The sequence below is a fragment of the Pseudomonas sp. GW821-FHT11G12 genome (genome assembly GCF_058808055.1).
The window spans coordinates 138,458-165,218 of sequence record NZ_JBXARH010000012.1 but is presented as its reverse complement, the minus strand read 5'-3'; the positions used below and the strand labels follow the sequence as shown (position 1 = coordinate 165,218).

At 60.2% G+C, this 26,761-nt stretch carries 22 protein-coding genes; 10 read left to right on the top strand and 12 right to left on the bottom strand.

Annotation, left to right across the window (positions count from 1 at the left end; all coding sequences use genetic code 11):
• Positions 1–30: 30 nt before the first annotated feature.
• The 5 genes from AC1RR7_RS28175 to sdhC form a co-directional block, all read right to left on the bottom strand.
• On the bottom strand, positions 31–2,862 hold the full coding sequence (locus AC1RR7_RS28175; RefSeq protein ID WP_096822973.1) for a 2-oxoglutarate dehydrogenase E1 component: 2,832 nt from the start codon (positions 2,860–2,862) through the stop codon (positions 31–33).
• A 259-nt stretch (positions 2,863–3,121) separates the two neighbouring features.
• A complete protein-coding gene (locus AC1RR7_RS28170; protein WP_493158834.1) occupies positions 3,122–3,826 on the bottom strand; it encodes a succinate dehydrogenase iron-sulfur subunit in 705 nt (234 codons plus the stop codon).
• Positions 3,827–3,837: 11 nt separating this feature from the next.
• Entirely contained in the window at positions 3,838–5,610 is a 1,773-nt protein-coding gene (sdhA, locus tag AC1RR7_RS28165; RefSeq protein WP_085608857.1) for a succinate dehydrogenase flavoprotein subunit, read from the bottom strand.
• Between the two features lie 3 nt (positions 5,611–5,613).
• Positions 5,614–5,982 (bottom strand): succinate dehydrogenase, hydrophobic membrane anchor protein, encoded by a 369-nt coding sequence (sdhD, locus tag AC1RR7_RS28160; RefSeq protein WP_085710546.1) that lies wholly within the window; start codon positions 5,980–5,982, stop codon positions 5,614–5,616.
• Positions 5,976–6,350 carry a succinate dehydrogenase, cytochrome b556 subunit gene (gene sdhC, locus AC1RR7_RS28155; protein ID WP_055137330.1) on the bottom strand — a complete coding sequence of 125 codons (375 nt, stop codon included), beginning with the start codon at positions 6,348–6,350 and terminating at the stop codon, positions 5,976–5,978. The genes sdhD and sdhC overlap by 7 nt, the downstream gene beginning before the upstream one ends.
• A gap of 364 nt (positions 6,351–6,714) precedes the next feature.
• On the opposite strand from sdhC, the gene gltA reads away from it, so the two are divergent.
• Positions 6,715–8,004, top strand: a complete 1,290-nt coding sequence (gene gltA, locus AC1RR7_RS28150; protein ID WP_007959044.1) for a citrate synthase — start codon at positions 6,715–6,717, stop codon at positions 8,002–8,004.
• Between the two features lie 853 nt (positions 8,005–8,857).
• Here gltA and AC1RR7_RS28145 read toward each other — a convergent pair.
• The 3 genes from AC1RR7_RS28145 to AC1RR7_RS28135 all read right to left on the bottom strand — a co-directional run bounded on the left by AC1RR7_RS28145 (position 8,858) and on the right by AC1RR7_RS28135 (position 11,906).
• Positions 8,858–10,516 (bottom strand): cation acetate symporter, encoded by a 1,659-nt coding sequence (locus AC1RR7_RS28145; RefSeq protein WP_096822124.1) that lies wholly within the window; start codon positions 10,514–10,516, stop codon positions 8,858–8,860.
• Positions 10,513–10,824: a DUF485 domain-containing protein gene (locus AC1RR7_RS28140; protein WP_096822125.1), complete on the bottom strand. Its 312-nt coding sequence runs from the start codon at positions 10,822–10,824 to the stop codon at positions 10,513–10,515. Before AC1RR7_RS28140 ends, AC1RR7_RS28145 begins: the two co-directional genes overlap by 4 nt.
• A gap of 230 nt (positions 10,825–11,054) precedes the next feature.
• Positions 11,055–11,906 (bottom strand): glycine betaine ABC transporter substrate-binding protein, encoded by an 852-nt coding sequence (locus tag AC1RR7_RS28135; RefSeq protein WP_096822126.1) that lies wholly within the window; start codon positions 11,904–11,906, stop codon positions 11,055–11,057.
• Positions 11,907–12,193: 287 nt separating this feature from the next.
• Here AC1RR7_RS28135 and AC1RR7_RS28130 point away from each other — a divergent pair, with 287 nt between their 5' ends.
• Complete coding sequence (locus AC1RR7_RS28130; RefSeq protein ID WP_493158833.1) at positions 12,194–13,789, top strand: glycoside hydrolase family 17 protein; 1,596 nt, start codon at positions 12,194–12,196, stop codon at positions 13,787–13,789.
• Positions 13,790–13,838: 49 nt separating this feature from the next.
• Here AC1RR7_RS28130 and AC1RR7_RS28125 read toward each other — a convergent pair whose 3' ends face one another.
• Positions 13,839–14,210 carry a hypothetical protein gene (locus tag AC1RR7_RS28125; protein ID WP_102620364.1) on the bottom strand — a complete coding sequence of 124 codons (372 nt, stop codon included), beginning with the start codon at positions 14,208–14,210 and terminating at the stop codon, positions 13,839–13,841.
• 223 nt (positions 14,211–14,433) lie between these two features.
• Between AC1RR7_RS28125 and AC1RR7_RS28120 the strand changes: the two genes are divergently transcribed.
• Both AC1RR7_RS28120 and AC1RR7_RS28115 read left to right on the top strand, forming a co-directional pair.
• Positions 14,434–15,732, top strand: a complete 1,299-nt coding sequence (locus AC1RR7_RS28120) for a serine/threonine protein kinase (RefSeq protein ID WP_096822129.1) — start codon at positions 14,434–14,436, stop codon at positions 15,730–15,732.
• Positions 15,725–16,513 (top strand): MlaA family lipoprotein, encoded by a 789-nt coding sequence (locus AC1RR7_RS28115; protein ID WP_096822130.1) that lies wholly within the window; start codon positions 15,725–15,727, stop codon positions 16,511–16,513. Before AC1RR7_RS28120 ends, AC1RR7_RS28115 begins: the two co-directional genes overlap by 8 nt.
• Positions 16,514–16,577: 64 nt before the next feature.
• On the opposite strand, the gene AC1RR7_RS28110 is transcribed toward AC1RR7_RS28115, so the two are convergent.
• Positions 16,578–17,492 carry a DUF808 domain-containing protein gene (locus AC1RR7_RS28110; RefSeq protein ID WP_102620363.1) on the bottom strand — a complete coding sequence of 305 codons (915 nt, stop codon included), beginning with the start codon at positions 17,490–17,492 and terminating at the stop codon, positions 16,578–16,580.
• Positions 17,493–17,626: 134 nt separating this feature from the next.
• On the opposite strand from AC1RR7_RS28110, the gene AC1RR7_RS28105 reads away from it, so the two are divergent.
• The gene (locus tag AC1RR7_RS28105; RefSeq protein ID WP_096822132.1) at positions 17,627–18,232 is read left to right on the top strand and encodes a TetR/AcrR family transcriptional regulator; all 606 of its coding nucleotides are present in this window, start codon (positions 17,627–17,629) and stop codon (positions 18,230–18,232) included.
• A gap of 81 nt (positions 18,233–18,313) precedes the next feature.
• Here AC1RR7_RS28105 and AC1RR7_RS28100 read toward each other — a convergent pair whose 3' ends face one another.
• Both AC1RR7_RS28100 and AC1RR7_RS28095 read right to left on the bottom strand, forming a co-directional pair.
• A complete protein-coding gene (locus AC1RR7_RS28100; RefSeq protein ID WP_493158832.1) occupies positions 18,314–19,384 on the bottom strand; it encodes an alpha/beta hydrolase-fold protein in 1,071 nt (356 codons plus the stop codon).
• 95 nt (positions 19,385–19,479) lie between these two features.
• Complete coding sequence (locus AC1RR7_RS28095) at positions 19,480–19,920, bottom strand: GlcG/HbpS family heme-binding protein (RefSeq protein ID WP_085710524.1); 441 nt, start codon at positions 19,918–19,920, stop codon at positions 19,480–19,482.
• Between the two features lie 268 nt (positions 19,921–20,188).
• Here AC1RR7_RS28095 and gcl point away from each other — a divergent pair, with 268 nt between their 5' ends.
• The 5 genes from gcl (at position 20,189) to pyk (ending at position 26,725) form a co-directional block, all read left to right on the top strand.
• Positions 20,189–21,964: a glyoxylate carboligase gene (gcl, locus tag AC1RR7_RS28090; protein WP_102620361.1), complete on the top strand. Its 1,776-nt coding sequence runs from the start codon at positions 20,189–20,191 to the stop codon at positions 21,962–21,964.
• 177 nt (positions 21,965–22,141) lie between these two features.
• A complete protein-coding gene (hyi, locus tag AC1RR7_RS28085; RefSeq protein WP_007959286.1) occupies positions 22,142–22,924 on the top strand; it encodes a hydroxypyruvate isomerase in 783 nt (260 codons plus the stop codon).
• A gap of 43 nt (positions 22,925–22,967) precedes the next feature.
• Entirely contained in the window at positions 22,968–23,861 is an 894-nt protein-coding gene (locus AC1RR7_RS28080) for a 2-hydroxy-3-oxopropionate reductase (RefSeq protein ID WP_493158831.1), read from the top strand.
• A 177-nt stretch (positions 23,862–24,038) separates the two neighbouring features.
• A complete protein-coding gene (locus tag AC1RR7_RS28075; RefSeq protein ID WP_493158830.1) occupies positions 24,039–25,313 on the top strand; it encodes a glycerate kinase type-2 family protein in 1,275 nt (424 codons plus the stop codon).
• Positions 25,310–26,725 carry a pyruvate kinase gene (gene pyk, locus AC1RR7_RS28070; protein WP_096822137.1) on the top strand — a complete coding sequence of 472 codons (1,416 nt, stop codon included), beginning with the start codon at positions 25,310–25,312 and terminating at the stop codon, positions 26,723–26,725. Before AC1RR7_RS28075 ends, pyk begins: the two co-directional genes overlap by 4 nt.
• Positions 26,726–26,761: the final 36 nt, after the last annotated feature.

The window sequence follows — 26,761 nt, the reverse complement described above, 5'->3', positions numbered from 1 at the left end:
CTTAAATTCGGTTTCAGGTGCGCGAAGGCGTTAAACGGTAAACGCGTCTTGCAGCAGTTTTTCCTGCTGCTCGGCGTGCATCGATGCGTAACCACATGCTGGTGCAGCAGAAGCCTCACGGCCCGCGTACTCAAGTACGAGAGATTTGTTGAGGTTGCTGATGCTGCGACGCAGGTGGTGCTGGCTGCAGTACCAGGCGCCCTGGTTCATCGGCTCTTCCTGGCACCAGACAGCCGCTTTGGCGTTGGTGTAAGGAGCCAGGACTTCTTTCAAGTCGTCCTCAGGGAATGGGTACAGCTGCTCGATACGCACGATGGCGATATCTTCGCGGCCTTCGGCACGGCGTTTTTCCAGCAGGTCGTAGTAGACCTTGCCGCTGCACAGAACAACGCGCTCGACCTTTTTCGGGTCCAGTGCATCGACTTCCGGGATAACGGTCTGGAACGAACCTTCGGCCAGATCTTCCAGCGTCGAGATTGCCAGTTTGTGACGCAGCAGCGACTTCGGAGTCAGCACTACCAGTGGCTTGCGCAGCGGGCGAATCACCTGACGACGCAGCAAGTGGTAGATCTGGGCCGGCGTGGTCGGCATGCACACCTGAATGTTGTGCTCGGCGCACAGCTGCAGGTAACGCTCAAGACGTGCCGAGGAGTGCTCAGGGCCCTGACCTTCGTAGCCGTGCGGCAGCAGCATGGTCAGACCGCAGAGACGGCCCCACTTGTGCTCGCCACTGGTGATGAACTGGTCGATAACAACCTGCGCACCGTTGGCGAAGTCGCCGAACTGGGCTTCCCAGATCACCAGCGCGTTCGGCGTGGTGGTCGAGTAACCGTATTCGAACGCCAGTACGGCTTCTTCCGACAGGAACGAATCGTACAGGTCGAAGCGCGGCTGACCGTCGTACAGGTTCTGCAACGGAATGTAGGTGCCGGCATCTTTCTGGTTGTGCAGAACAGCGTGACGGTGCGAGAACGTACCGCGGCCGATGTCCTGACCGGTCATGCGAATCGGGTGACCTTCGAACGCCAGGGTCGCGTACGCCATGGTTTCGGCGTAACCCCAGTTGATCGGCAGGCCGCCGGCTTGCATCTTCTGACGGTCTTCGTAGATCTTCGCGACCTGGCGCTGAACCACGAAGCCTTCCGGAATTTCCAGCAGCTTGGCGGACAGTTCCTGCAGGGTCTTCAGATCGAAGCGAGTGTCGTGACGCGCAGTCCAGGCGTGGCCCAGATACGGACGCCAGTCCACGAACAGCTCTTTGTTCGGCTCTTTGACCAGCGATTTCACTACGTGCAGACCGTTGTCCAGCGCGTTGCGGTATTCGTCGACTTTCGCCTGAACACGCTCAACGTCGAGCACACCGCCCTGGGTCAGGCGATCAGCGTACAGCTCACGAGTGGTGCGCTGCTTGGTGATCTGCTGATACATCAGAGGCTGGGTGCCGCTTGGCTCGTCAGCTTCGTTGTGGCCGCGACGACGGTAGCAGACCAGGTCGATCACCACGTCACGCTTGAACTGCATGCGGTAGTCGATGGCCAGCTGGGTCACGAACAATACGGCTTCCGGATCATCACCATTCACATGGAGGATCGGCGCCTGGATCATTTTCGCAACGTCGGTCGCGTACTCGGTGGAGCGCGAGTCCAGCGGGTTGCTGATGGTGAAACCAACCTGGTTGTTGATCACGATGTGCACGGTACCGCCGGTCTTGAAACCGCGGGTCTGCGACATCTGGAAGGTTTCCATCACCACGCCTTGACCTGCGAATGCAGCGTCACCGTGGATAGAGATCGGCAGAACCTTCTCGCCGGTAGGGTCGTTACGACGATCCTGACGGGCGCGAACCGAACCTTCAACCACCGGGGAAACGATTTCCAGGTGGGACGGGTTGAACGCCATGGCCAGGTGAACTTCACCGCCGGCGGTCATCACGTTGGACGAGAAGCCCTGGTGGTATTTAACGTCACCGGAACCCAGCTCGACCTTCTTCTTGCCTTCGAACTCGTCGAACAGCTCGCGCGGGTTCTTGCCGAAGGTGTTGACCAGCACGTTCAGACGGCCACGGTGGGCCATGCCGATGACGACTTCCTTGGTGCCGTAGGAACCGGAACGCTGGATCAGTTCGTCGAGCATCGGAATCAGGCTTTCGCCGCCTTCCAGACCGAAACGCTTGGTGCCCGGGTATTTGGTACCCAGGTATTTTTCCAGACCTTCACCGGCGGTGACGCGCTCGAGCAGGTGGCTCTGAATGTCGGCGGAGTAGGTCGGACGGCCACGTACGCTTTCCAGACGCTGCTGGAACCACTGGCGCTGCACGGAATCGGTGATATGCGTAAATTCAGCGCCGATGGTGCGGCAATATGTCTGCTGCAACGCTTCGTGAATTTCGCGTAGGCTCGCTTCCTCTTTGCCGATGAACAGGTCGCCGGCACGGAAGGTCGTATCAAGATCGGCATTGGTCAAGCCGTAATGATTGATCGACAGGTCTGCAGGTGCAGGACGCTGCCACAGTCCCAGCGGGTCAAGCTGGGCTGCCTGGTGGCCACGCATACGGTAGGCCTGGATCAATCGCAGCACTTCAACTTGCTTCTTCTCGTGCTCACTGCTCACGCTGCCGGCGGAAACCGGTTGGGCGCGGCGCTGGTTCTTTGCCAGCAGCACGAAATGATCGCGAATTGTGGAGTGCGAAACATCGGTGGCAGAGCCGCCGTCGGCGGGCAGCTTCTGAAAGTAGGTGCGCCACTCTTCTGGCACAGCGTTAGGGTCGTGCAGGTAGAGCTCATAAAGCTCTTCCACATAGGCAGCGTTTCCACCTGAAAGGTAGGCGCTGTTCCACATGCGCTGCATCACGCTTTCTTGCATGCTTGGTCACCCTCGGTTAGGGGAACACCATCGGTGTCGACACCGAGCAAACTTGCAGAAGTCCGAATGCAGCGACCAAAACAAGCCACTTAGGATCACACTGATAGTCCGGGTACCAGCCCGGATGCCCCTGCTTGTCTCATTTCTTCAAAATAAGAGCCGCAGCTTATGGCTGTTGCTCTGGTTATAGCCCTGGCGCGGGTTGAAGCCCGCGCCACAGCCTCTACGGTGAAGCAGTACTACTTTTACAGCTTCTGAATCACACGCCGCTCGAAAGCAGCATGTTACGGATGTGACCGATGGCCTTAGTCGGGTTCAGGCCTTTCGGACATACGTTGACGCAGTTCATGATGCCCCGGCAGCGGAAGACGCTGAACGGGTCATCGAGGGACGCCAGACGCTCGGACGTCTCGGTGTCACGGCTGTCTGCCAGGAAGCGGTACGCTTGCAGCAGGGCAGCTGGACCCAGGAACTTGTCCGGGTTCCACCAGAAGGACGGGCAAGAGGTCGAGCAGCAGGCGCACAGGATGCACTCGTACAGACCGTCGAGCTTTTCACGCTCTTCAGGGGACTGCAGACGCTCGATGGCCGGAGCCGGCGTGTCGTTCTGCAGGAATGGCTTAACCTTCTCGTATTGCTTGTAGAAGATGCTCATATCGACAACCAGGTCACGGATAACCGGCAAACCTGGCAGAGGACGAACGATCAACTTGTTACCTTTGACGACAGCGGACAGCGGCGTGATGCACGCCAGGCCGTTCTTGCCGTTGATGTTCATGCCGTCGGAGCCGCAGACACCTTCACGGCAAGAGCGACGATAGGAGAAACCCTCGTCCTGCTCTTTGATCAGGGCCAGCACGTCCAGCACCATCAGGTCTTTACCACCGGTATCGACCTGGAATTCCTGCATGAACGGCGCAGCGTCCTGATCAGGGTTGTAACGATAAACACTGACTTGCAACATGGCGGTCACCCTTAATAAGTCCGGACTTTTGGTTCGAAAGTCGGAACAGTCTTCGGCGAGAAGTTCACGGCACGCTTGGTGACGCGCTTGTCACCCGGGAAGTACAGGGTGTGGCACAGCCAGTTTTCGTCGTCACGATCTTCGAAGTCTTCACGGGCGTGAGCGCCGCGGGACTCTTTACGCACTTCGGCAGCGATGGCGGTAGCTTCAGCCACTTCCAGCAGGTTTTGCAGTTCCAGCGCTTCGATACGTGCAGTGTTGAACGCCTGCGACTTATCGTTGATCTTCACATTCGCGATGCGCTTGCGCAGATCCGCCAGCTGGGCAATACCTTTCTGCATGTATTCGCCGGTACGGAATACACCGAAGTAGTTCTGCATGCAGCTTTGCAGCTCGCGACGCAGGGTAGCGACGTCTTCGCCGTCGGTACGGTTGTTCAGTGCGTTCAGGCGCGACAGTGCAGCTTCGATGTCGGCTTCGGTGGCGTCATCGTATTCGATGCCGTCAGTCAGCGCTTTTTCGAGGTGCAGGCCGGCAGCGCGACCGAAGACCACCAGGTCGAGCAGCGAGTTGCCGCCCAGACGGTTGGCGCCGTGAACCGATACGCAAGCCACTTCACCGACCGCGAACAGACCAGGAATGATCTGATCCACGCCTTCGGCGTCCTGGGTGATCGCCTGGCCATGAATGTTGGTGGCAACGCCGCCCATCATATAGTGGCAAGTCGGAACAACCGGAACCGGAGCAACTACCGGGTCAACGTGAGCGAACGTCTTCGACAGTTCGCAGATGCCTGGCAGACGGCTGTGCAGCACTTCCTCGCCCAGGTGGTCGAGTTTGAGCATTACGTGGTCGCCATTCGGACCGCAACCGTTGCCGGCGATGATTTCTTTAACCATCGAACGGGCAACCACGTCACGACCAGCCAGGTCTTTGGCGTTCGGAGCGTAACGCTCCATGAAACGCTCGCCGTGCTTGTTGATGAGGTAACCACCTTCACCACGGCAGCCTTCTGTAACCAGTACACCGGCGCCGGCGATGCCGGTCGGGTGGAACTGCCACATTTCGATGTCTTGTACCGGCACGCCAGCACGCAGAGCCATGCCGACGCCGTCACCGGTGTTGATCAGGGCGTTGGTGGTGGATGCATAGATACGACCTGCACCGCCGGTCGCCAGTACGGTGGCTTTCGCGCGGATGTAGGTGGTTTCGCCGGTTTCGATGCAGATTGCGATCACACCGACGAATTCGCCTTCCTGGTTTTTCACCAGGTCGACAGCGTAGTACTCGTTCAGGAACGTGGTACCGGCTTTCAGGTTGCCCTGATAAAGGGTGTGCAGCAGCGCGTGACCGGTACGGTCGGAAGCGGCGCAAGTACGGGCAGCCTGCCCGCCTTTACCGTAATCCTTCGACTGACCGCCGAACGGACGCTGGTAGATACGGCCTTGCTCGGTACGCGAGAACGGCAGACCCATGTGGTCCAGCTCGAAAACGGCAGCCGGGCCTTCCTGACACATGTATTCGATAGCGTCCTGGTCACCGATGTAGTCGGAACCCTTGACGGTATCGTACATGTGCCAGCGCCAGTCATCGTTCGGGTCAGCGGACGCGATGGCGCAGGTGATGCCGCCCTGGGCGGATACAGTGTGCGAACGGGTCGGGAAGACCTTGGTGATCACGGCAGTCTTGTGACCACCCTGTGCCAGCTGCAGCGCAGCGCGCATGCCGGCACCGCCACCACCAATAATGATGGCGTCGAAAGAAATCGTTGGAATGTTAGCCATGACTCAGATACCCCAGAGAATCTGCACACCCCAGACGAAGTAAGCGAACATCGCAACGCCGCATACTGCCTGGAAAAGGAAACGTACTGCAGTCGCGGACTTGCCCAGCGCCATCGGCGTCAGGTAGTCGGTCGCGATGGTCCACATGCCGACCCAGGCGTGAGCGCCCAGGGCAACCAGTGCCAGCAGACTGAAGATACGCATTCCGTTGTGGGCGAACAGGCCATGCCATTGTTCATAGCCAATGCCCGGGTGAGCGGCGAGGTAGCCGATCAGGAAGATGAAATAAGCCGCGAGAACAACCGCAGACACACGCTGTGCCATCCAGTCATAGAGGCCCGAACGCGAAAGGTTCGTAACGCTGGTTACCATATCCAAACTCCTGCCAGAACGATCAGCACCACGGAAACGGCGATGATAATTTTCGAGCCCAGGCGGCCGCCTTCCAGCGTCTCACCGATGCCCATGTCCATGATCAAGTGGCGCACACCGGCAACCAGGTGATACAGCAGAGCGGACAGGAGGCCCCATGCTACGAACTTGGCCAGCGGGCTGGTCAAGCATGCCTTCACCTCGACATAACCTTCCTCGGAACCCAGGGATTTGCCCAATGCATAAAGCATGATGCCAAGGCCCAGGAAGAGGATGATGCCGGAAACACGGTGAAGAAACGACGTAACGCCGGTGATGGGGAGTTTGATGGTCCTTAGGTCTAGGTTTACAGGTCGTTGGCTTTTCACGGCTTTTTTTTCACACTGAAGAGCCCCTAACAATCAGGGCAAAGTTGTTGGGGAGTGCACTGGTCAGGTAACCACCACCCAGGGATGCGACCCCCAATGAAAGCAAGCCCAAAAGCCCTTGGCGGTCGGTCGCCGAGTATAGACAGTTAGGCTACTAATGACAACGCAATCGCCTACCCCCAATAGCTGATTGCACAAGTTGTATAAAAGGCGTAAATGGCAGGCAATTTCGAGGAAAAAGTGCGGTTAAAGCCTTCTGGAGCAAGACTTTAGGCAAATTGACATTCGAATTTATCTCACTATAGTGGTGCGGGCCCTGCGTGGGGGGTCTGTCTGATGATTTCAAGCATAAATAGGAGGCCACATGGCTGACAAAAAAGCGCAGTTGATCATCGAGGGCGCAGCCCCCGTCGAGCTGCCCATTTTAACCGGCACCGTTGGTCCCGATGTAATCGATGTTCGGGGCCTGACGGCCACGGGCCGCTTCACTTTCGACCCCGGTTTCATGTCGACCGCTTCCTGCGAATCGAAGATCACCTATATCGATGGTGACAACGGCATCCTGCTGCACCGCGGCTACCCGATCGAACAACTGGCTGAAAAGTCGGACTACCTGGAGACCTGCTACCTGCTGCTGAACGGCGAACTGCCGACTGCAGAGCAAAAGGCCCAGTTCGTCGGCACCGTGAAGAACCACACCATGGTTCACGAGCAGCTGAAAACCTTCTTCAACGGCTTCCGCCGTGACGCCCACCCGATGGCCGTCATGTGTGGTGTAGTCGGCGCCCTCTCGGCCTTCTACCACGACTCCCTCGACATCAATAACCCGCAGCATCGCGAAATCTCCGCGATCCGCCTGGTTGCCAAGATGCCGACCCTGGCCGCGATGGTTTACAAGTACTCCATGGGCCAACCCATGATGTACCCGCGCAACGACCTGTCGTACGCGGAAAACTTCCTGCACATGATGTTCAACACCCCGTGCGAGATCAAACCGATCAGCCCGGTACTCGCCAAGGCCATGGACCGGATCTTCATCCTCCACGCCGACCACGAGCAGAACGCTTCGACCTCCACCGTGCGTCTGGCCGGTTCCTCGGGCGCCAACCCGTTCGCCTGTATCGCCGCCGGTATCGCCGCACTGTGGGGCCCTGCCCACGGCGGTGCGAACGAAGCCGTGCTGACCATGCTCGATGAAATCGGCGATGTCTCGAACATCGACAAGTTCATCGCCAAGGCCAAGGACAAGAACGATCCGTTCAAGCTGATGGGCTTCGGTCACCGCGTCTACAAGAACCGCGACCCACGTGCGACCGTGATGAAGCAGACCTGCGACGAAGTGTTGAAGGAACTGGGCATCCAGAACGATCCGCAACTCGAACTGGCCATGCGCCTGGAAGAGATCGCCCTGACCGACCCGTACTTCATCGAACGCTCGCTGTACCCGAACGTCGACTTCTACTCGGGGATCATCCTCAAGGCGATCGGCATTCCGACCAGCATGTTCACCGTGATCTTCGCCCTGGCACGTACTGTCGGCTGGATCTCGCACTGGAAGGAAATGCTCTCCAGCCCGTACAAGATTGGCCGTCCGCGTCAGCTGTACACCGGCTACGAGTCGCGTGACATTACCAAGCTGGAAGACCGCAAATAAGACCTGTCTTGCGATAACGTCTTAAGTTGTAACGGGAACGGCCTCCATGTGAATGGGGGCCGTTTTTGTTTGGGATATCTCAGCGGCCTTCGGGCCGACTGGGTTCTTAGTTGATTGTGTACATATCCGTTTCTTCGGGTGCTGCCGCTGGCGGTTTCGCTCTTACAGCGAGTCCCTTTTTCAAACGCCAAAAAGGAACCAAAAGGCTTGGCCCCCGGCGTACGGCACTTCGCCTAGGCTCAGTGCTCCCTCGCTACGGTGTCCATCAGGGGGCATCGCCTACGGTTTGCTTCGCTGCACCTCCTCTCGATGTATGCGGCTTCGCCGCACGGCGCTGCGCGCCTACCCCCTGATGAACACCTCCGCTCGGCCTGCCGAAGGGGCAAAAAATCAAAAGCCAAAGCCAGAGCAAAGCCAGATCAAGAGCCCCTCGCCACTCACCACTCACCACTCACCACGATGAGCGTTAGCTCGAGAAAAGCTTTTGATCTTTTGGCCCCATCGGCAGGCTGAGTGGAGGGATTGATCCGGGGGTGGGAGCGCAGCGACCGTTTGGCGAAGCCAAACACATCGAGAGGAGGTGCAGCGAAGCAAACCGTAGGCGATGCCCCCGGATCAATCCCGGAACGAAGGAACACCGAGCCAAAGCGAGGTGCCGAACGCCGGGGCCTAGACTTTTTGGTTACTTTTGGGGCGTTTGCCAAAAGTGACCCGCCGTAAGGGCGGAACCCTAGGAAGCCGTTACCGCAGCAACGGATATGTACTCAATCAAAAACCGCCCACAAAAAAACGCCCCAATCTCTCGACCAGGGCATTTCCATCCAACTCAACCTACATATTCAACCTAGATGCCTCAGTGCGAAACCGCCCCACTAGCCCCCAACCCCGTCTGCGAACGCACAAACTGCGGGAAGAACAGCGCACGCTCATTCTCTGCCGCCGCCGATTTATCGGTAACCGAGAAGAACCAGATCCCGATAAACGCAATGATCATAGAAAACAGCGCCGGATACTCGTAAGGGAAAATCGCCTTCTCGTGATGCAGAATCTGCACCCAGATGGTCGGGCCAAGAATCATCAGCCCCACCGCACTCACCAGACCCAGCCAGCCGCCAATCATCGCGCCACGAGTGGTCAGCTTCTTCCAGTACATCGAAAGCAGCAGCACCGGGAAGTTACAGCTCGCCGCGATGGAGAACGCCAGGCCGACCATGAACGCAATGTTCTGGCTTTCGAACAGAATGCCCAGGCCGATGGCCAGGATGCCCAGTGCGATGGTGGTGATCTTCGAAACGCGAATCTCATCCTTGTCGTTGGCTTTGCCTTTCTTGATCACACTGGCGTACAGGTCGTGAGACACCGCCGAAGCACCGGCCAGGGTCAGACCCGCCACTACCGCCAGAATGGTTGCAAACGCCACCGCCGAGATGAAGCCGAGGAAGATGCTGCCGCCCACGGCGTTGGCCAGGTGCACCGCCGCCATGTTGTTGCCGCCGAGCAGAGCGCCCGCTGCATCCTTGAACGCCGGGTTGGTGCTGACCAGCAGGATCGCGCCGAAGCCGATGATGAAGGTCAGGATGTAGAAGTAGCCAATGAAACCGGTTGCGTACAGCACACTCTTACGGGCTTCTTTCGCATCGCTCACGGTGAAGAAGCGCATCAGGATGTGTGGCAGGCCAGCGGTACCGAACATCAGTGCCAGACCGAGGGAGAACGCCGAGATCGGGTCTTTCACCAGACCGCCGGGGCTCATGATCGCTTCGCCCTTGGCGTGAACCTTGATGGCTTCGGAGAACAGGGTGTTGAAGTCGAAGTTGACGTGCTTCATCACCATCAGCGCCATGAACGAGGCACCGGACAGCAACAGCACGGCCTTGATGATCTGCACCCAGGTGGTCGCCAGCATGCCGCCGAACAGCACGTAGAGGCACATCAGGATACCGACCAGAATCACCGCAACGTGGTAGTCGAGACCGAACAGCAGCTGGATCAGCTTGCCGGCACCGACCATTTGCGCGATCAGGTAGAACGCCACCACCACCAGCGAGCCGCAGGCCGATAGCGTGCGGATCTGGGTTTGCCCGAGGCGGTAGGACGCCACGTCGGCAAAGGTGTATTTACCCAGGTTGCGCAGACGTTCGGCGATCAGGAACAGAATGATCGGCCAACCCACCAGGAAGCCGATCGAGTAGATCAGGCCGTCGTAACCGGAAGTGAACACCAGCGCGGAAATCCCCAGGAAAGACGCCGCCGACATGTAGTCACCGGCAATCGCCAGACCGTTCTGGAAACCGGTGATCTTGCCGCCTGCCGCATAGTAATCGGCAGCCGACTTGTTGCGTTTGGAGGCCCAGTAGGTGATGCACAGGGTCGCGCCAACGAACACCACGAACATGACGATCGCGGAAACGTTGAGCGGTTGTTTGTGGACTTCGCCGGTCAGGGCGTCAGCGGCCCAGGCGGCCGGAGCGAACGCTGCGATGCTCAAAAGAGCCAGTAGACGCCGGATCATTGCTGAGCCTCCTTGAGAATCGCATTGTTCAGGTCGTCGAACTCGCCATTGGCGCGGCGTACGTAGATGCCGGTCAGGACGAAGGCCGAGACAATCAGCCCGACACCGATGGGGATGCCCCAAGTGATCGATGAACCGGCACTGATTTTGGTCCCGAGCACTTGTGGCCCGTACGCGATCAGCAGGATGAATCCGGAGTAGAGCCCTAGCATGATCGCCGAGAGTATCCAGGCGAACCTTTCCCTTTTTTTCACCAGCTCCTTGAAGCGCGGGCTGTTCTGAATAGAGAGGTAAATGCTGTCGTTCATTGTTTTTATCCTCGCAGCACAGATTTTTATTTTTGGAACATAGCCACTCTATGCGGCTGCGAGCCGGCTTCCAGACGACCTTAGTAGTAGAACGCCATGGCGTTTTTGCCAATTTCCAGACCGCCCGAAAACGGCCCACTTTCCCTATAAAAAGAAGCGCCATAAAAAAGGCCACCCGGCTGTGACGCCGGGCGGCCCTGGGAAGCGCAGACTAGACGCTTCGACTTATATTACTTGGTCCAGTCAGCCACGCGATCCGGGTGTTTGGCCACCCAATCCTTGGCCGCTGCGTCAGGTTTGGCACCGTCCTGAATCGCCAGCATGACTTCGCCGATTTCGTCTTTCGACGCCCACTGGAAGTTCTTCAGGAACTTGGCCACTTCCGGCGCCTTGGTCGCCAGTTCCTTGCTGCCGATGCTGTTCACGGTTTCAGCTGCGCCATACACGCCTTTCGGGTCGTCGAGGAAGCGCAGTTTCCACTTGGCGAACATCCAGTGCGGCACCCAACCGGTCACGGCAATGGATTCGTTCTTTTTCTCGGCACGGGTCAACTCGGCAATCATGCCGGCGCCGGAACTGGCCTTGAGTTGATAGCCGGTCAGGTCGTAATCCTTGATCGCCTGATCGGTCTTGAGCATCACGCCTGAACCGGCGTCGATGCCGACGATGCGCTTCTTGAAGCTGTCGTCGGTCTTCAGGTCTTCAATGGTCTTGGCTTTGACGTACTCCGGCACGATCAGGCCGATTTTCGCGTCCTTGAAGTTCGGGCCGTAATCGACGACCAGATCCTTGTTCTTCGTCCAGTATTCGCCGTGGGTCACAGGCAGCCAGGCCGACAGCATGGCGTCGAGTTTGCCGGTGGCAACGCCCTGCCACATGATCCCGGTAGCGACGGCCTGGAGCTTCACGTCATAGCCGAGTTTCTGTTTGATCACCTCGGCCGCCACGTGGGTGGTCGCCACGCTGTCGGACCAGCCGTCAACGTAACCGATGTTCAGGGTCTGTTTTTCAGCGCTGGCGAAAGTGGAGCTCATCGCAAGCACCAGAGCGGCACCTGCGCCTAAAAGTCGTCGCATCTTCATCGTTACTTCCCCGAAATGCTGCGCCCGACGGATGCCGGGCATCGTCAACGTATTGTTATGGTGCACAGCGCCCCCATCACGCCTGACCGCAAACTCGTTCGAACATCAGCGGAGTACTGATGAGTTCGATCATCAACCTGACGCACTCAGCGACCTGCTCTGCCAGCGACCTCGAAGCAACGAGAAACGACATCAGAAAGCCATTAACTGCGCCTGAATAATTGGCGCCAGACAATCCGCCCAAACTTTGCATGTCAAAATCATGCGGGCCACCAACCCCTCTATAAATGCAGGTAACATGCGTCGCTTTGCAGCCACTCGGCCTGACCATGTCCGCATCCTCCCGCTTCCCTTTTCTTCCTTATCTGTTCGCCTGCCTGCTTGGCCTGTTTGCGCTTTGCGGCTTCTGGTACGGCCTCGGCAAACCGGTGATCCTGCCGGACGTCGCCACCCCGACCCACAAGTTGCAGTGCGCCTCCTACACCCCGTTCGACAAGGATCAGTCGCCGTTCGACGTACCGTTCCGACTGCGCCCGGAGCGCATGGACGCCGATCTCGCCCTGCTCGCGACTCGTTTCGAATGCATCCGCACCTATTCCATGACCGGCCTCGAAGCCCTGCCTGATCTGGCGCGCAAGCATGGTTTGAAGCTGATGATCGGTGCCTGGGTCAACAGCAACCCGGTGGACACCGAGAAAGAAGTCGATCTGCTGATCGCCTCGGCCAACGCCAACCCGGATGTGGTCAGCGCGGTGATCGTCGGCAACGAAGCCCTGCTGCGCAAGGAAGTCACCGGGGCGCAATTGGCGAAGCTGATCAACAAGGTCAAGCGCCATATCAAGCAGCCAGTGACCTACGCCGATGTCTGGGAGTTCTGGCTCAAGCACCCGGAAGTCGCGCCGGCGGTGGATTTCCTGACCATTCACTTGCTGCCGTACTGGGAAGATGATCCGTCGAACATCGACGCCGCCCTGCAACACGTAGCGGAGGTGCGTCAGGTGTTCGGCAACAAGTTCGCGCCCAAGGACGTGATGATTGGCGAAACCGGCTGGCCGAGCGAAGGCCGCCAGCGTGAGACCGCGTTGCCGAGCAGGGTCAACGAAGCCAAGTTCATTCGTGGTTTTGTCACCCTCGCCGAACAGCAGGGCTGGCATTACAACCTGATCGAAGCGTTCGACCAGCCGTGGAAGCGCGGCAGCGAAGGCGCGGTCGGCGGTTACTGGGGACTGTTCGATGCCGATCGTCAGGACAAAGGCGTACTGGCCGGGCCGGTGTCGAACGTACCCGACTGGTCGCGCTGGCTGGCGCTCGGTGGTCTGATCTTTGTCGGCACGTTGATGCTTGGCGGTCGGATTCGCACGACACGTTCAGCGCTGGTGCTGCCATTGCTCGGCGCCCTCGCCGCGTGCTCGATCGGCGCCTGGGGCAACCTGGCATGGCTGACCACGCGGTTCGCCAGCGAATGGGTGTGGGTCGGTTTGCTGACTGCGTTGAATTTGCTGGTGCTGGCACACGCCGCGCTGACCTTGAGCGCCCGCAACGGCTGGCGTGAGCGCGCCTTCAACGCCTTCGAACGACACGCCGGCTGGCTGGCCGCTGCCGTCGGTTTCGCGGGTGCGGTGATGGCGCTGGAGATGGTGTTCGATCCACGCTATCGCAGCTTTGCGAGTGCGGCGTTCATTCTGCCGGCACTGGTTTACCTGTGCCGTCCGGTGCCGGTGGCCCGCCGGGAGATTGCCCTGCTGACCTTCATCATCGGTGCGTGCATTGCGCCGCAGTTGTACCGTGAAGGTCTGCAGAATCAGCAGGCCTGGGGCTGGGCGCTGGTCAGTGTGCTGATGGTGGCCGCGCTATGGCGCTGCCTGCGGGTTCGCAAAGGCTGACCTTCAGCACCTGAAAGTACTGCATCGCGGGCGAGCCCGCGATGCATGACTACCTGGCGTCGCGCGATTCCCGCACCAGCCGCAACCCGGCAATCACTACCGCAAACACCGCCAGCGTGGTGTTGTACAAAGCCAGCGCCGGAAACCCGAACACCAGCGCCAGCACCGCCAGCCACCACCCTGCCCGCCCCGGCACGACAAAACCGATCACCGCAGCCGCGATCGCCGCCCAGCCCAGCATCTGGAAATGAATCATCAGGCCAAGGTTCGAGCGCACCGAGCACTCCCAACGACTCGCTTCATCCACGCAGATGCCCACCCACTGCGCGTCCTCCATGAAGCCAAAACGCGCGCCATAACTGGCGGCCAGCCATAACGGCAAAAGAACGAGCAGCAGAATCACGGGCAAGCGGCGGGACATGGAACACTCCAAACGATGAAATCGGCGGCCAGCTTAATCGCCTGCCAGCCTTGTGCAAGAACTAACAACTCTTAACTGGTCATTCAATCCGTGCAAAGTGTATCGTCCGGCTACTATTACCCCGAATTCCGTCTGATTGGTGCCGATGCGTGGCACTTTGGCGCAAACCCAGTGGTCATAGCCTGCGAACCTCATTCGGCACCTTCCTTTAAGGGATTCAGTCATGCTCCGATCCTTGCGCTTCGTCGCCCTGCTGGGCGGCCTTATTCTGAGTGCGTCCGCGCTGGCGGTGGATATCGACGCCGCCAGTTATGGCTATCCCCTGACCAACCCGTTCGAAGCGACCATCGCCACCACGCCGCCGGACCTGCGTCCGGAGTTGCCGTCGGACGATGACATCAATCAGACCGACCGCAGCGTCACCCTGCGCCCGGAACGCGAATTCATCCTGCCGGACAATTTCTGGCCGGTGAAAAAACTGACGTATCGCATCGCCACCCAGGACAAGGCCGCCCCGCTGATCTTCCTGATCGCCGGCACCGGCGCACGCTATGACAGCACCCTCAACGAGTACCTGAAAAAGCTCTACTACAAGGCCGGCTACCACGTGGTGCAGCTGTCCTCCCCGACCAGTTTCGACTTCATGAGCGCCGCCTCGCGTTTCGCCACCCCCGGCGTGACCAAGGAAGACGCCGAAGACATGTACCGGGTGATGCAGGCCGTGCGTGCTCAGAACCCGAAACTGCCGGTCACCGACTATTACCTCAGCGGCTACAGCCTCGGTGCGCTGGACGCGGCGTTCGTCGCCCACCTGGACGAAACCCGTCGCAGCTTCAACTTCAAGAAAGTCCTGTTGCTGAACCCGCCGGTCAACCTCTACACCTCGGTCACCAACCTCGACAAGCTGGTGCAGACCGAGGTCAAGGGCATCAACAACAGCACCACGTTCTATGAACTGGTGCTGGGCAAGCTGACCCGTTACTTCCAGCAGAAAGGCTACATCGATCTCAACGATGCCCTGCTCTATGACTTCCAACAGTCCAAGCAGCACCTGAGCAACGAACAGATGGCGATGCTGATCGGCACCTCGTTCCGCTTCTCGGCGGCGGACATTGCCTTCACCTCGGACCTGATCAACCGTCGCGGCCTGATCACCCCGCCGAAATTCCCGATCACCGAAGGCACCAGCCTCACGCCGTTCCTCAAGCGTGCGCTGCAATGTGACTTCGACTGCTACCTCACCGAACAGGTGATCCCGATGTGGCGCGCCCGCACCGATGGCGGCAGCCTGCTGCAACTGATCGATCAGGTCAGCCTGTATGCCCTCAAGGACTACCTGCACGACAGCCCGAAAATCGCCGTGATGCACAACGCCGACGACGTGATCCTCGGCCCGGGCGACCTCGGTTTCCTGCGCAAGACCTTCGGCGATCGCCTGACGGTTTATCCACTGGGCGGCCATTGCGGCAACCTTAACTACCGCGTCAACAGCGACGCCATGCTGGAGTTCTTCCGTGGCTAAATATCTCCTGCTGTTTGCAGCGTTACTCTGTGCAGGCGTGGCCCAGGCCGACAACAGCAAAGCCAACGCACCCGTGGTAGTCGACAGTGACGGCTTCAAGGAGCCGCTGTCCAAACTCAAGTTCAACCCGGGGCTGGACCAGCGCGAGTTCGAGCGCTCGACGCTCAACGCGCTGAACGTGTATGACCCGCTGGAATCGTGGAACCGTCGGGTCTACCACTTCAACTACCGCTTCGACCAATGGGTGTTCCTGCCGGTGGTCGACGGCTATCGCTACGTCACACCCGGTTTCGTGCGTTCCGGCGTGAGCAACTTCTTCAACAACCTCGGCGACGTGCCGAACCTGGTCAACAGCCTGTTGCAGTTCAAGGGCAAGCGTTCGATGGAAACCACCGCGCGCCTGCTGCTCAACACCACCATCGGCATCGCCGGCCTGTGGGACCCGGCCACCGCCATGGGCCTGCCGCGCCAGAGCGAAGACTTCGGCCAGACCCTGGGTTTCTACGGCGTACCGGGCGGCGCCTACTTCGTGCTGCCGATCCTCGGCCCGTCGAACATCCGCGACACCGCCGGCCTCGCCGTGGACTACACCGCCGAATCGGCGATCAACTACCTGAACGTGTCGAAAGTCAGCGAAAACCACCCGGAAATCTGGGCCCTGCGTGCAGTCGACAAGCGCTATCAGACCCACTTCCGCTACGGTCAGATGAACTCGCCGTTCGAGTACGAGAAGGTGCGCTACGTGTACACCGAATCGCGCAAACTGCAGATCGCCGAGTAAAACCGGCAGCCACAAAAAAGGCCATTCGATGCGAATCGAATGGCCTTTTTCATTGAGCCGTAAATCAGCCCTTCAGCGCTTTCCAGAGCTTGCCGACGACCGATACAACAGCCAGCACCACCGCACCCGCGACAACCCCCGCCACGCCATTGAGCAACACGGGTACAGCAAACCCTACGCTGCCCGCCGCAGCCCCCATGCTCTCGATCCAGTGATGCACCACCGGTACGCCATGGGTCAGGATGCCGCCGCCAACCAGGAACATCGCCGCCGTGCCGATCACCGACAGGCCTTTCATCATGTAAGGCGCGGCGCGCAGGATCGCGTTGCCGATGCGTTTCGCCGCAGCGCCGGGTTTCTGGGTCAGCCACAGGCCGAGGTCATCAAGTTTGACGATGCCGGCCACCAGGCCATAAACGCCCACGGTCATGACGATGGCGATACCCGACATCACGATCACTTGCTGCGTCAGTGAAGCCTCGGCCACGGTGCCGAGGGTGATGGCAATGATTTCCGCCGAGAGGATGAAGTCGGTGCGGATTGCGCCTTTGATCTTGTCCTTCTCGTAGGCCACCAGATCGGTTGCAGGATCGGCCACCGCTTCAGTCAACTGCGCATGCTCGGCCTGATCTTCGTCCTTGCCGTGCAGCAGCGGGTGCGCGAGTTTCTCGAAGCCCTCGAAGCACAGATACGCGCCGCCAACCATCAACAGCGGCGTCACCAGCCACGGCACAAAGGCACTGATGGCCAGCGCTGACGGCACCAGGATCAGTTTGTTGACGAACGAGCCCTTGGCTACCGCCCACACCACGGGAATTTCCCGCTCGGCGCGCACGCCCGAGACCTGCTGGGCATTGAGCGCCAAGTCATCGCCGAGCACCCCGGCGGTCTTCTTGGCGGCCATTTTGCTCATCAACGCCACATCATCCAGAACGGTGGCGATGTCGTCGATCAGCACCAGCAAACTGCTTCCTGCCATGAATCTTGTTTCCTTATGTGAATAATGCCGCGCAGCATACCGCGACTGCAGACCACACGGGGCATTGTTGAGCGCCGCGCGAGGCCGGTGCTACCATGCGCAACCGCCAGTACAGGCAAGGAACCACCGGGTTTATGAGCACAATCCGCGAGCGCAACAAAGAACTGATCCTGCGTGCCGCCAGTGAGGAGTTCGCCGACAAGGGCTTCGCTGCGACCAAAACCAGCGACATCGCCGCCAAGGCGGGATTGCCCAAGCCCAACGTCTACTACTACTTCAAGTCCAAGGAAAACCTCTACCGCGAGGTTCTGGAAAGCATCATCGTGCCGATCCTGCAGGCCTCGACTCCGTTCAACCCGGACGGCGTACCGAGCGAAGTGCTGAGCGGCTACATCCGCTCGAAGATCCGCATCTCCCGCGACCTGCCGTTTGCCTCGAAGGTGTTCGCCAGCGAAATCATGCACGGCGCCCCGCACCTGAGCGCCGACCTGGTCGAGCAGCTGAACAGCCAGGCCAAGCACAACATCGACTGCATCCAGAGCTGGATCGACCGCGGCCAGATCGCCCCGATCGACCCTAATCACCTGATGTTCAGCATCTGGGCCGCGACCCAGACCTACGCCGACTTCGACTGGCAGATCTCCGCCGTGACCGGCAAGGAAAAGCTCGACGAAGCCGACTATGAAGCCGCGGCGCAAACCATCATCCGGTTGGTCCTCAAGGGCTGCGAACCGGACTGACAGCGCGACACACACGCAAAAAAAATCGCAGGCCTGGCCAAAGCGTCCTGAAGACGTGGCCAGACCTGCGATTTTTTTGTTTCAGGCGTCGCTACCCATCAACCAGCGCAGCGCTTGCGGCAAGGAGGTGCTCCAGTCGTCCGGGAAGGAATGCCCGCCTTCATGGGTACGGGATTTGACTTCGTTGCCGTCACTGAACAGTTTGCGGAAGTCCGTGGCCATCTGCCGATTGCCCGACCCTTCCATCTTGCCGTTGATCACAAACACCCTTTTGCCGTGCGCCTTGCTCACCGTCGGTGTCGGCTGCCGGCCGCCAGGTGACAGCAACAGAGCACCCGCGTAGTCATCCGGATGTTGCGCCAGCAAGGCGCCCGCGTGTTGTGAACCTTGAGAGAAGCCCATCAGGTAGACGTGCTTGCGATCGATGCATTGCTGCGCCGCCAATTGGTTCAAGCCGTTCTGCACCGTCTGATGGGTGCCTTCAAAGCCCGGGCCGATCCAGCGGAAGCTGTCCACCGCATTGATCATCTCGGTACCGTTGATGCCAAGGATAATGGCCCCGGTATCAGCGAGTGGTTGGTAGCTCTCGTCGAGCTCGCCGTTGATACCGTAGCCGTGCAGCCAGACCACCACCGGACGGCACGCCTTGGGCGCGGGAATATCCGCCGACGGGTTGAGCACTGAAATGGCGCCGACCTTGCCGGGAGCGATGGTCTTGTAGCGCTGCTGCGCACTGGCCAATACGGCTTTGTAGGTGGCGGTCTCGCGCAGGTCGGAAAAATCCTCGTCGCCGGCCAGCAATGGGCCGAACCACATGCCACGATCGTCAGCCTCTTGCAGGAAGCGCAAGGCCAGTTTGTCGTCGCCACGGCGGGCAAACAGCGCGGCAACCTGATAAGGCGCGAGCATCTGCTTGGGGTCTTCACGAGTGGCCGCGAGATAAACCGCAATGGCCTGCAAGGTATCGGTGTCTTCGAGCTTCTCGGCCCGCGCCATCAATTCAGGAACATCGTCGGCATTGATCAGCGCAGTAACCACCGGACTCAGCGCCTGGAACGCGATGTCTTCGGCGTCCAGCGGTTCGGCGGCGTGCAGAAAGGGAGTGATGAGGGTCATGGCCGTGGCCAGAGAAAAGCCAAGTAGCGTCTTCACGCTGATCTTCCTTGATACAAAAACGGGGCGGCAGTCTATCGACGCCACCCCGATTCGTCATCACCTCAATACCAACGGGGATGATTCAGTTCCCGTCAGGCCGCCACCCCCGCATCCGCCCGCAGATCCAGGGCCTCCACAGCCTTGATCGCCACTTGCTCATCGACATCCGACAGATCGCCGCTGATGCCGATCGCTCCCAGCACGTTCCCCGCCTGATCACGAATCAACACACCACCCGGTGCCGGCACGACGCTGCCCTGCCCCATGCTGTTGAGCGCGGCGATGAAGGCCGGGCGTTGTTGCGCGTCCAGCGCCAGCAGGCGCGAGCCCTTGCCCAGGGCGATGGCGCCCCAGGCTTTGCCGATGGCGATGTTCGGGCGCAGCAGACTGGCGCCGTCTTCGCGTTGCAAGGTGACCAGGTGGCCGCCGGTATCCAGTACTGCAATGGTCAGCGGCGCGGCGGAGATCGCCCGCCCTGCGCTGATGGCTTCGTTGACCAGGTTGACTGCGACTTTCAAGGTTAAAGCGCTCATGGTGCCGTCCTCATTTTGTTATTGGGAAAGCCGTTGGGCTGCGCGTTTGTGCCGCAGCCCGATGCAACAAATAGAACACAATGAATTATTTTTTTGTATACAATAATTCTCGAAAAGCGCTCCATGCGACGAAAAGCCACAGCAGAACAGGCTTCCGACGAATGAAACAGCCGCTTGAGAAAATGGATTGACCTGCGCCGTCCGCCGTGAATACACTCTGCGCAAAGCCACTTGTATACAATTACAAAACGTAAAGAGGCACAAAACCATGAGCAAAATGAGAGCAATCGAAGCCGCCGTTCTGGTGATGCGCCGTGAAGGGGTTGATACCGCTTTTGGCATTCCGGGCGCTGCAATCAACCCGCTGTATTCCGCCCTGCAGAAAGTCGGTGGCATCGATCACGTCCTTGCTCGCCACGTTGAAGGCGCCTCGCACATGGCCGAGGGCTACACCCGCACCAAGGCCGGCAACATCGGCGTGTGCATCGGTACTTCCGGTCCTGCCGGCACCGACATGGTCACCGGCCTGTACAGCGCCTCCGCGGACTCGATCCCGATCCTCTGCATCACAGGGCAAGCCCCCCGCGCCCGTATGCACAAGGAAGACTTCCAGGCGGTCGACATCACCAGCATCGTCAAGCCAGTAACCAAGTGGGCAACCACCGTTCTGGAGCCGGGCCAGGTGCCTTACGCGTTCCAGAAAGCCTTCTTTGAAATGCGCTCCGGCCGTCCGGGCCCGGTGCTGATCGACCTGCCGTTCGACGTGCAGATGGCTGAAATCGAATTCGACATCGACGCCTACCAGCCACTGCCGCTGGCCAAGCCAAGCGCGACTCGCGTGCAGGTTGAAAAGGCCCTGGCACTGCTCGATCAGGCCGAGCGTCCATTGCTGGTGGCCGGTGGCGGCATCATCAATGCCGACGCCAGCGACCTGCTGGTGGAGTTCGCCGAGCTGACCGGCATCCCGGTCATCCCGACCCTGATGGGCTGGGGCACCATTCCGGACGATCACCCGCTGATGGTCGGCATGGTCGGTCTGCAGACTTCGCACCGTTACGGCAACGCCACGATGCTGAAATCCGACGTGGTGCTGGGCATCGGTAACCGCTGGGCCAACCGTCACACCGGTTCGGTCGACGTGTACACCGAAGGTCGCAAGTTCATTCACGTCGACATCGAAGGCACCCAGATCGGCCGCGTGTTCACCCCGGACCTGGGCATCGTTTCCGACGCTGCCGCCGCGCTGACCGTGTTCATCGAAGTCGCTCGTGAATGGCAAGCCGCCGGCAAACTGAAAAACCGCAGTGCATGGCTGCAAGACTGCCAGCAGCGCAAGTCCAGCCTGCAACGCAAGACCCACTTCGACAACGTGCCGGTCAAGCCGCAGCGCGTGTATGAAGAAATGAACCAGGTGTTCGGTAAGGACACCTGCTACGTCAGCACCATCGGTCTGTCGCAGATTGCCGGCGCGCAGTTCCTGCACGTCTACAAGCCGCGTCACTGGATCAACTGCGGCCAGGCCGGCCCGTTGGGCTGGACCATTCCGGCAGCGCTGGGCGTGGTGAAGGCCGATCCGAACCGTAAAGTCGTGGCCCTGTCGGGGGACTATGACTTCCAGTTCATGATCGAGGAACTGGCGGTCGGCGCTCAGTTCAATCTGCCGTACATCCACGTCGTGGTGAACAACTCGTACCTGGGGCTGATCCGTCAGGCCCAGCGCGGGTTCGAAATGGACTACTGCGTGCAGCTGTCCTTCGATAACCTGAACGCGCCGGAACTCAATGGTTACGGTGTCGACCACATCGCGGTTGCCGAAGGCCTGGGCTGCAAGGCGCTGCGTGTGTTCGAACCGTCTGAAATCGCCCCTGCCCTGCGCAAGGCCGAACAGATGATCGAAGAGTTCAAGGTGCCGGTGATCGTCGAGATCATTCTGGAGCGTGTGACCAACATCTCCATGGGTACCGAGATCAACGCCGTCAACGAATTCGAAGACCTGGCGCTGGTCGGCAACGATGCGCCAACGGCGATTTCGTTGCTCGACTGAACGTAACTGGCTCCCTCTCCCTCCGGGAGAGGGCTGGGGTAAGGGAGCGATTTTGTGTCGTTCGGGGAATTTTGGGCCAACCCTGATTCCCCCCTCACCCTAACCCTCTCCCTCTGGAGAGGGGACTGATTGGGTTTAGTCTGACCACCCGCGTCAAAACCGTTTTAGGAGACCACCATGCCGCGTTTCGCAGCCAACCTGTCCATGCTGTTCACCGAACAGGATTTCCTTGCCCGTTTCGACGCCGCCGCCAAGGCTGGCTTCAGCGGTGTTGAATACCTGTTCCCCTACGATTTCAGCTCTGCCGAAATCAAGGCCAAACTCGACGCCAACGGTCTGACCCAAGTGCTGTTCAACCTGCCGGCCGGTGACTGGGCCAAGGGCGAGCGCGGTATCGCGTGCCTGCCGGACCGGGTCGAAGAATTCCGCGCCGGGGTCGATCTGGCCATCGCCTACGCACAGGTGCTGGGCAACACCCAGGTCAATTGCCTGGCCGGTATCCGTCCGCAAGGCGTGGACGATGCCACCGTTGAAAAGACTTTCGTCGCCAACCTCAAGTACGCCGCCGACAAGCTGCAAGCCGTCGGTATCAAACTGGTGATGGAAGCGATCAACACCCGCGACATCCCGGGTTTCTACCTGAACAACACGGCGCAGGCCCTGTCGATTCGCGAGCAGGTCGGCAGCGCCAACCTGTTCCTGCAATACGACATCTATCACATGCAAATCATGGAAGGCGATCTGGCCCGGACCCTGCAATCGCACCTGGCCGAGATCAACCATGTGCAGCTCGCCGACAACCCGGGCCGCAACGAACCGGGCACTGGCGAAATCAACTACCGCTTCCTGTTCGAACACCTCGATCGCATCGGTTATCAGGGCTGGGTCGGCTGCGAGTACAAACCGCTGACCACCACTGAAGCGGGCCTCGGCTGGCTGAAGACCCACAACGCGATCTGACCCCCTATTTGCTTGAGCAAGACAAAAACAAGAGGAATTTCTCATGGCTAAAATCGGATTCATCGGCACCGGCATCATGGGCCACCCAATGGCGGCGAACCTGCAGAAAGCCGGTCACAGCCTGTTCCTGTCGGCGCACCACGACGCCGCCCCTGCCGACCTGGTCGCCGCTGGCGCCGTCGCCCTGGCCAACCCGCGCGAAGTGGCGCAGGAAGCTGAATTCATCATCGTCATGGTGCCGGATACCCCGCAGGTCGATGACGTGCTGTTCCGCGCCGACGGCGTCGCTGCCGGCATCGGCAAAGGCAAGGTGGTGATCGACATGAGCTCGATCTCGCCGACCGCCACCAAATCTTTCGCGGCGAAGATCAACGAAAAAGGCGCGCAATACCTCGACGCTCCAGTGTCCGGTGGTGAAGTCGGTGCCAAGGCTGCGACCCTGAGCATCATGGTCGGTGGCGACGCCGATGCCTTCGAACGCGCACTGCCGCTGTTCCAGGCCATGGGCAAGAACATCACCCTGGTCGGTGGCAATGGCGACGGTCAGACCGCCAAAGTCGCGAACCAGATCATCGTCGCCCTGAACATTCAGGCCGTCGCCGAAGCCCTGCTGTTCGCTTCGAAAAACGGTGCCGATCCGGCCAAGGTGCGTGAAGCGCTGATGGGCGGTTTCGCGTCCTCGAAGATCCTCGAAGTACACGGCGAGCGCATGATCAAAGGCACCTTCGATCCGGGCTTCCGCATCAGCCTGCACCAGAAGGACCTGAACCTGGCCCTGCAAGGCGCCAAGGAGCTGAACATCAACCTGCCGAACACCGCCAACGCCCAGCAAGTGTTCAGCACCTGCGCGGCCATCGGTGGCAGCAACTGGGACCACTCGGCGCTGATCAAGGGCCTGGAACACATGGCCAACTTCTCGATTCGCGACAAGAAGTAAGCCCTGCCCCGTCGCTCGTTTCCACGTCGAGGCGTCGAACCGTCCGCGTGGGAATGCAGCCCGGGACGCTCCGCGTCCCTGCCGAAGCGGACGCAGAGCGTCCATTGAGGCATTCCCACGCAGAGCGTGGGAACGATCACCTGCACTAACCAAGAACAATAAGATTGGGAGCCCGCCATGTCGGTCGATCCGCAACAACTGCTGCGCGAGCTGTTTGCCACAGCCATCGACGCGGCCCATCCGAACCAGGTCCTCGAAGCCCATCTGCCTGCCGATCGCAGCGGTCGCGTGATCGTCATCGGCGCCGGCAAGGCCGCCGCCGCCATGGCGCAAGTGGTCGAGCGATGCTGGGAAGGTGAAGTCTCGGGCCTCGTGGTGACCCGCTACGGTCACGGCGCCCCGTGCGAAAAAATCGAAGTGGTCGAAGCCGCGCACCCGGTGCCGGACGCTGCCGGTCTGGCCGTGGCCAAACGTGTGCTGGAACTGGTCAGCAACCTGACCGAAGACGACCGCGTGATTTTCCTGCTGTCCGGCGGTGGCTCTGCCCTGCTGGCGCTGCCGGCCGAAGGCATCACCCTGGCCGACAAGCAGTCGATCAACAAAGCCCTGCTCAAATCCGGCGCGACCATCGGCGAGATGAACTGCGTGCGCAAGCACCTCTCGGCGATCAAGGGCGGACGCCTGGGCAAGGCCTGCTGGCCGGCGACTATTTATACCTATGCGATTTCCGATGTACCGGGCGACCTCGCCACGGTCATCGCCTCCGGCCCGACCGTGGCCGACCCGAGCACCAGCGCCGAAGCGCTGGCGATCATCAAGCGCTACGGCATCGAGATTCCGGCATCGGTGCGCAGCTGGCTGCAAAGCCCGGAATCGGAAACCGTCAAACCCGGTGATCCGAGCCTGGCCCGCAGTCACTTCCAGTTGATCGCCCGACCTCAGCAATCGCTGGATGCCGCAGCGGTGAAATGCCGTCAGGCCGGTTTCAGCACACTGATCCTCGGCGACCTGGAAGGCGAATCCCGCGAAGTGGCGAAAGTCCACGCCGGCATCGCCCGCCAGATCATTCATCACGGCCAGCCGCTGGCGGCGCCGTGCGTGATTCTCTCAGGCGGCGAAACCACCGTGACCGTGCGCGGCAATGGCCGTGGCGGACGCAACGCCGAGTTCCTCCTCAGCCTCACCGACAGCCTCAAGGGCCAGCCGGGCGTCTATGCCTTGGCCGGTGACACCGACGGCATCGACGGCTCGGAAGACAACGCCGGCGCGATCATGACCCCGGACAGCTACGCCCGCGCCGCCGCCCTGGGCCTGAGCGCCAGCGACGAGCTGGATAACAACAACGGTTACGGCTACTTCGAGGCGCTCGATGCGCTGATCGTCACCGAGCCGACCCGCACCAACGTCAACGACTTCCGCGCCATCCTGATCCTCGAGAGCTCTAAATCATGACGCCTGATAAAAAGGTCAAAATCCTCGCCACCCTCGGGCCTGCCGTCGACGGCATCGAAGACATCCGCGAGCTGGTCGAGGCCGGGGTCAATATCTTCCGCCTCAACTTCAGCCACGGCGATCACGCCGACCACGCCAAGCGCTATCAGTGGATCCGCGAAGTCGAGCGCCAGCTCAACTATCCGCTCGGGATCCTGATGGACCTGCAAGGGCCGAAGCTGCGGGTCGGCAAGTTCGCTGACGGCAAGGTTCAGTTGCATCGCGGTCAGGCGTTCCGCCTTGATCTGGACGCGACGCCGGGCGACGAACGCCGGGTGAACCTGCCGCATCCGGAGATCATCGCCGCGCTGGAAGCCGGGATGGACCTGCTGCTGGATGACGGCAAACTGCGTCTGCGCGTCGTCACCAAATACACCGATGCGATCGACACCACCGTGCTCAATGGCGGCGAATTGTCGGATCGCAAAGGCGTGAACGTGCCGCAAGCGGTGCTCGACCTGAGCCCGTTGACCACCAAGGATCGCCGCGACCTGAGCTTCGGTCTGGAGCTGGGTGTGGACTGGGTCGCGCTGTCGTTCGTGCAGCGTCCGCAGGACATTATCGAAGCCCGCGCACTGATCGGCGACAAGGCGTTCCTGATGGCGAAGATCGAGAAGCCGTCAGCCGTGGAGCAACTGCGCGAAATCGCCGAACTGAGCGACGCGATCATGGTGGCTCGCGGTGACCTCGGCGTGGAAGTGCCGGCCGAGAGCGTGCCGCAGATCCAGAAAAACATCATCACCACATGCCGCCAGCTCGGCAAACCGGTGGTGGTGGCGACGCAGATGCTCGAATCGATGCGCTTCTCCCCGGCGCCGACCCGCGCCGAAGTCACCGACGTGGCCAACGCCGTGGCCGAAGGCGCCGACGCGGTGATGCTGTCGGCCGAAACCGCGTCCGGCGAGTACCCGCTGGAAGCCGTGCAGATGATGAGCAAGATCATCCGCCAGGTGGAGAACGGTCCGGATTACCAGACCCAACTCGACGTCAGCCGGCCGAAAGCCGAAGCGACCGTGTCCGATGCGATCAGTTGCGCGATCCGTCGCATCAGCAACGTGCTGCCGGTGGCGGTACTGGTCAATTACAGCGAGTCCGGTGCATCGAGTCTGCGTGCGGCGCGGGAGCGGCCAAAGGCGCCGATCCTCAACCTGACACCGAACCTGCAGACCGCCCGCCGCTTGAGCGTGGCGTGGGGCATTCACTCGGTGGTCAATGATCGCCTGCGTCAGGTGGATGAGGTGTGCTCGACCGCGCTGGAAATCGCTCAGGCTCAAGGAATGGCCGAGCGTGGCGATACGTTGCTGATCACCGCGGGTGTGCCGTTTGGGCAACCGGGGTCGACTAATTCGCTGCGGATCGAAACATTGATTTAAGTAACACCTGTGTGGCGAGGGAGCGTGCTCCCGTCG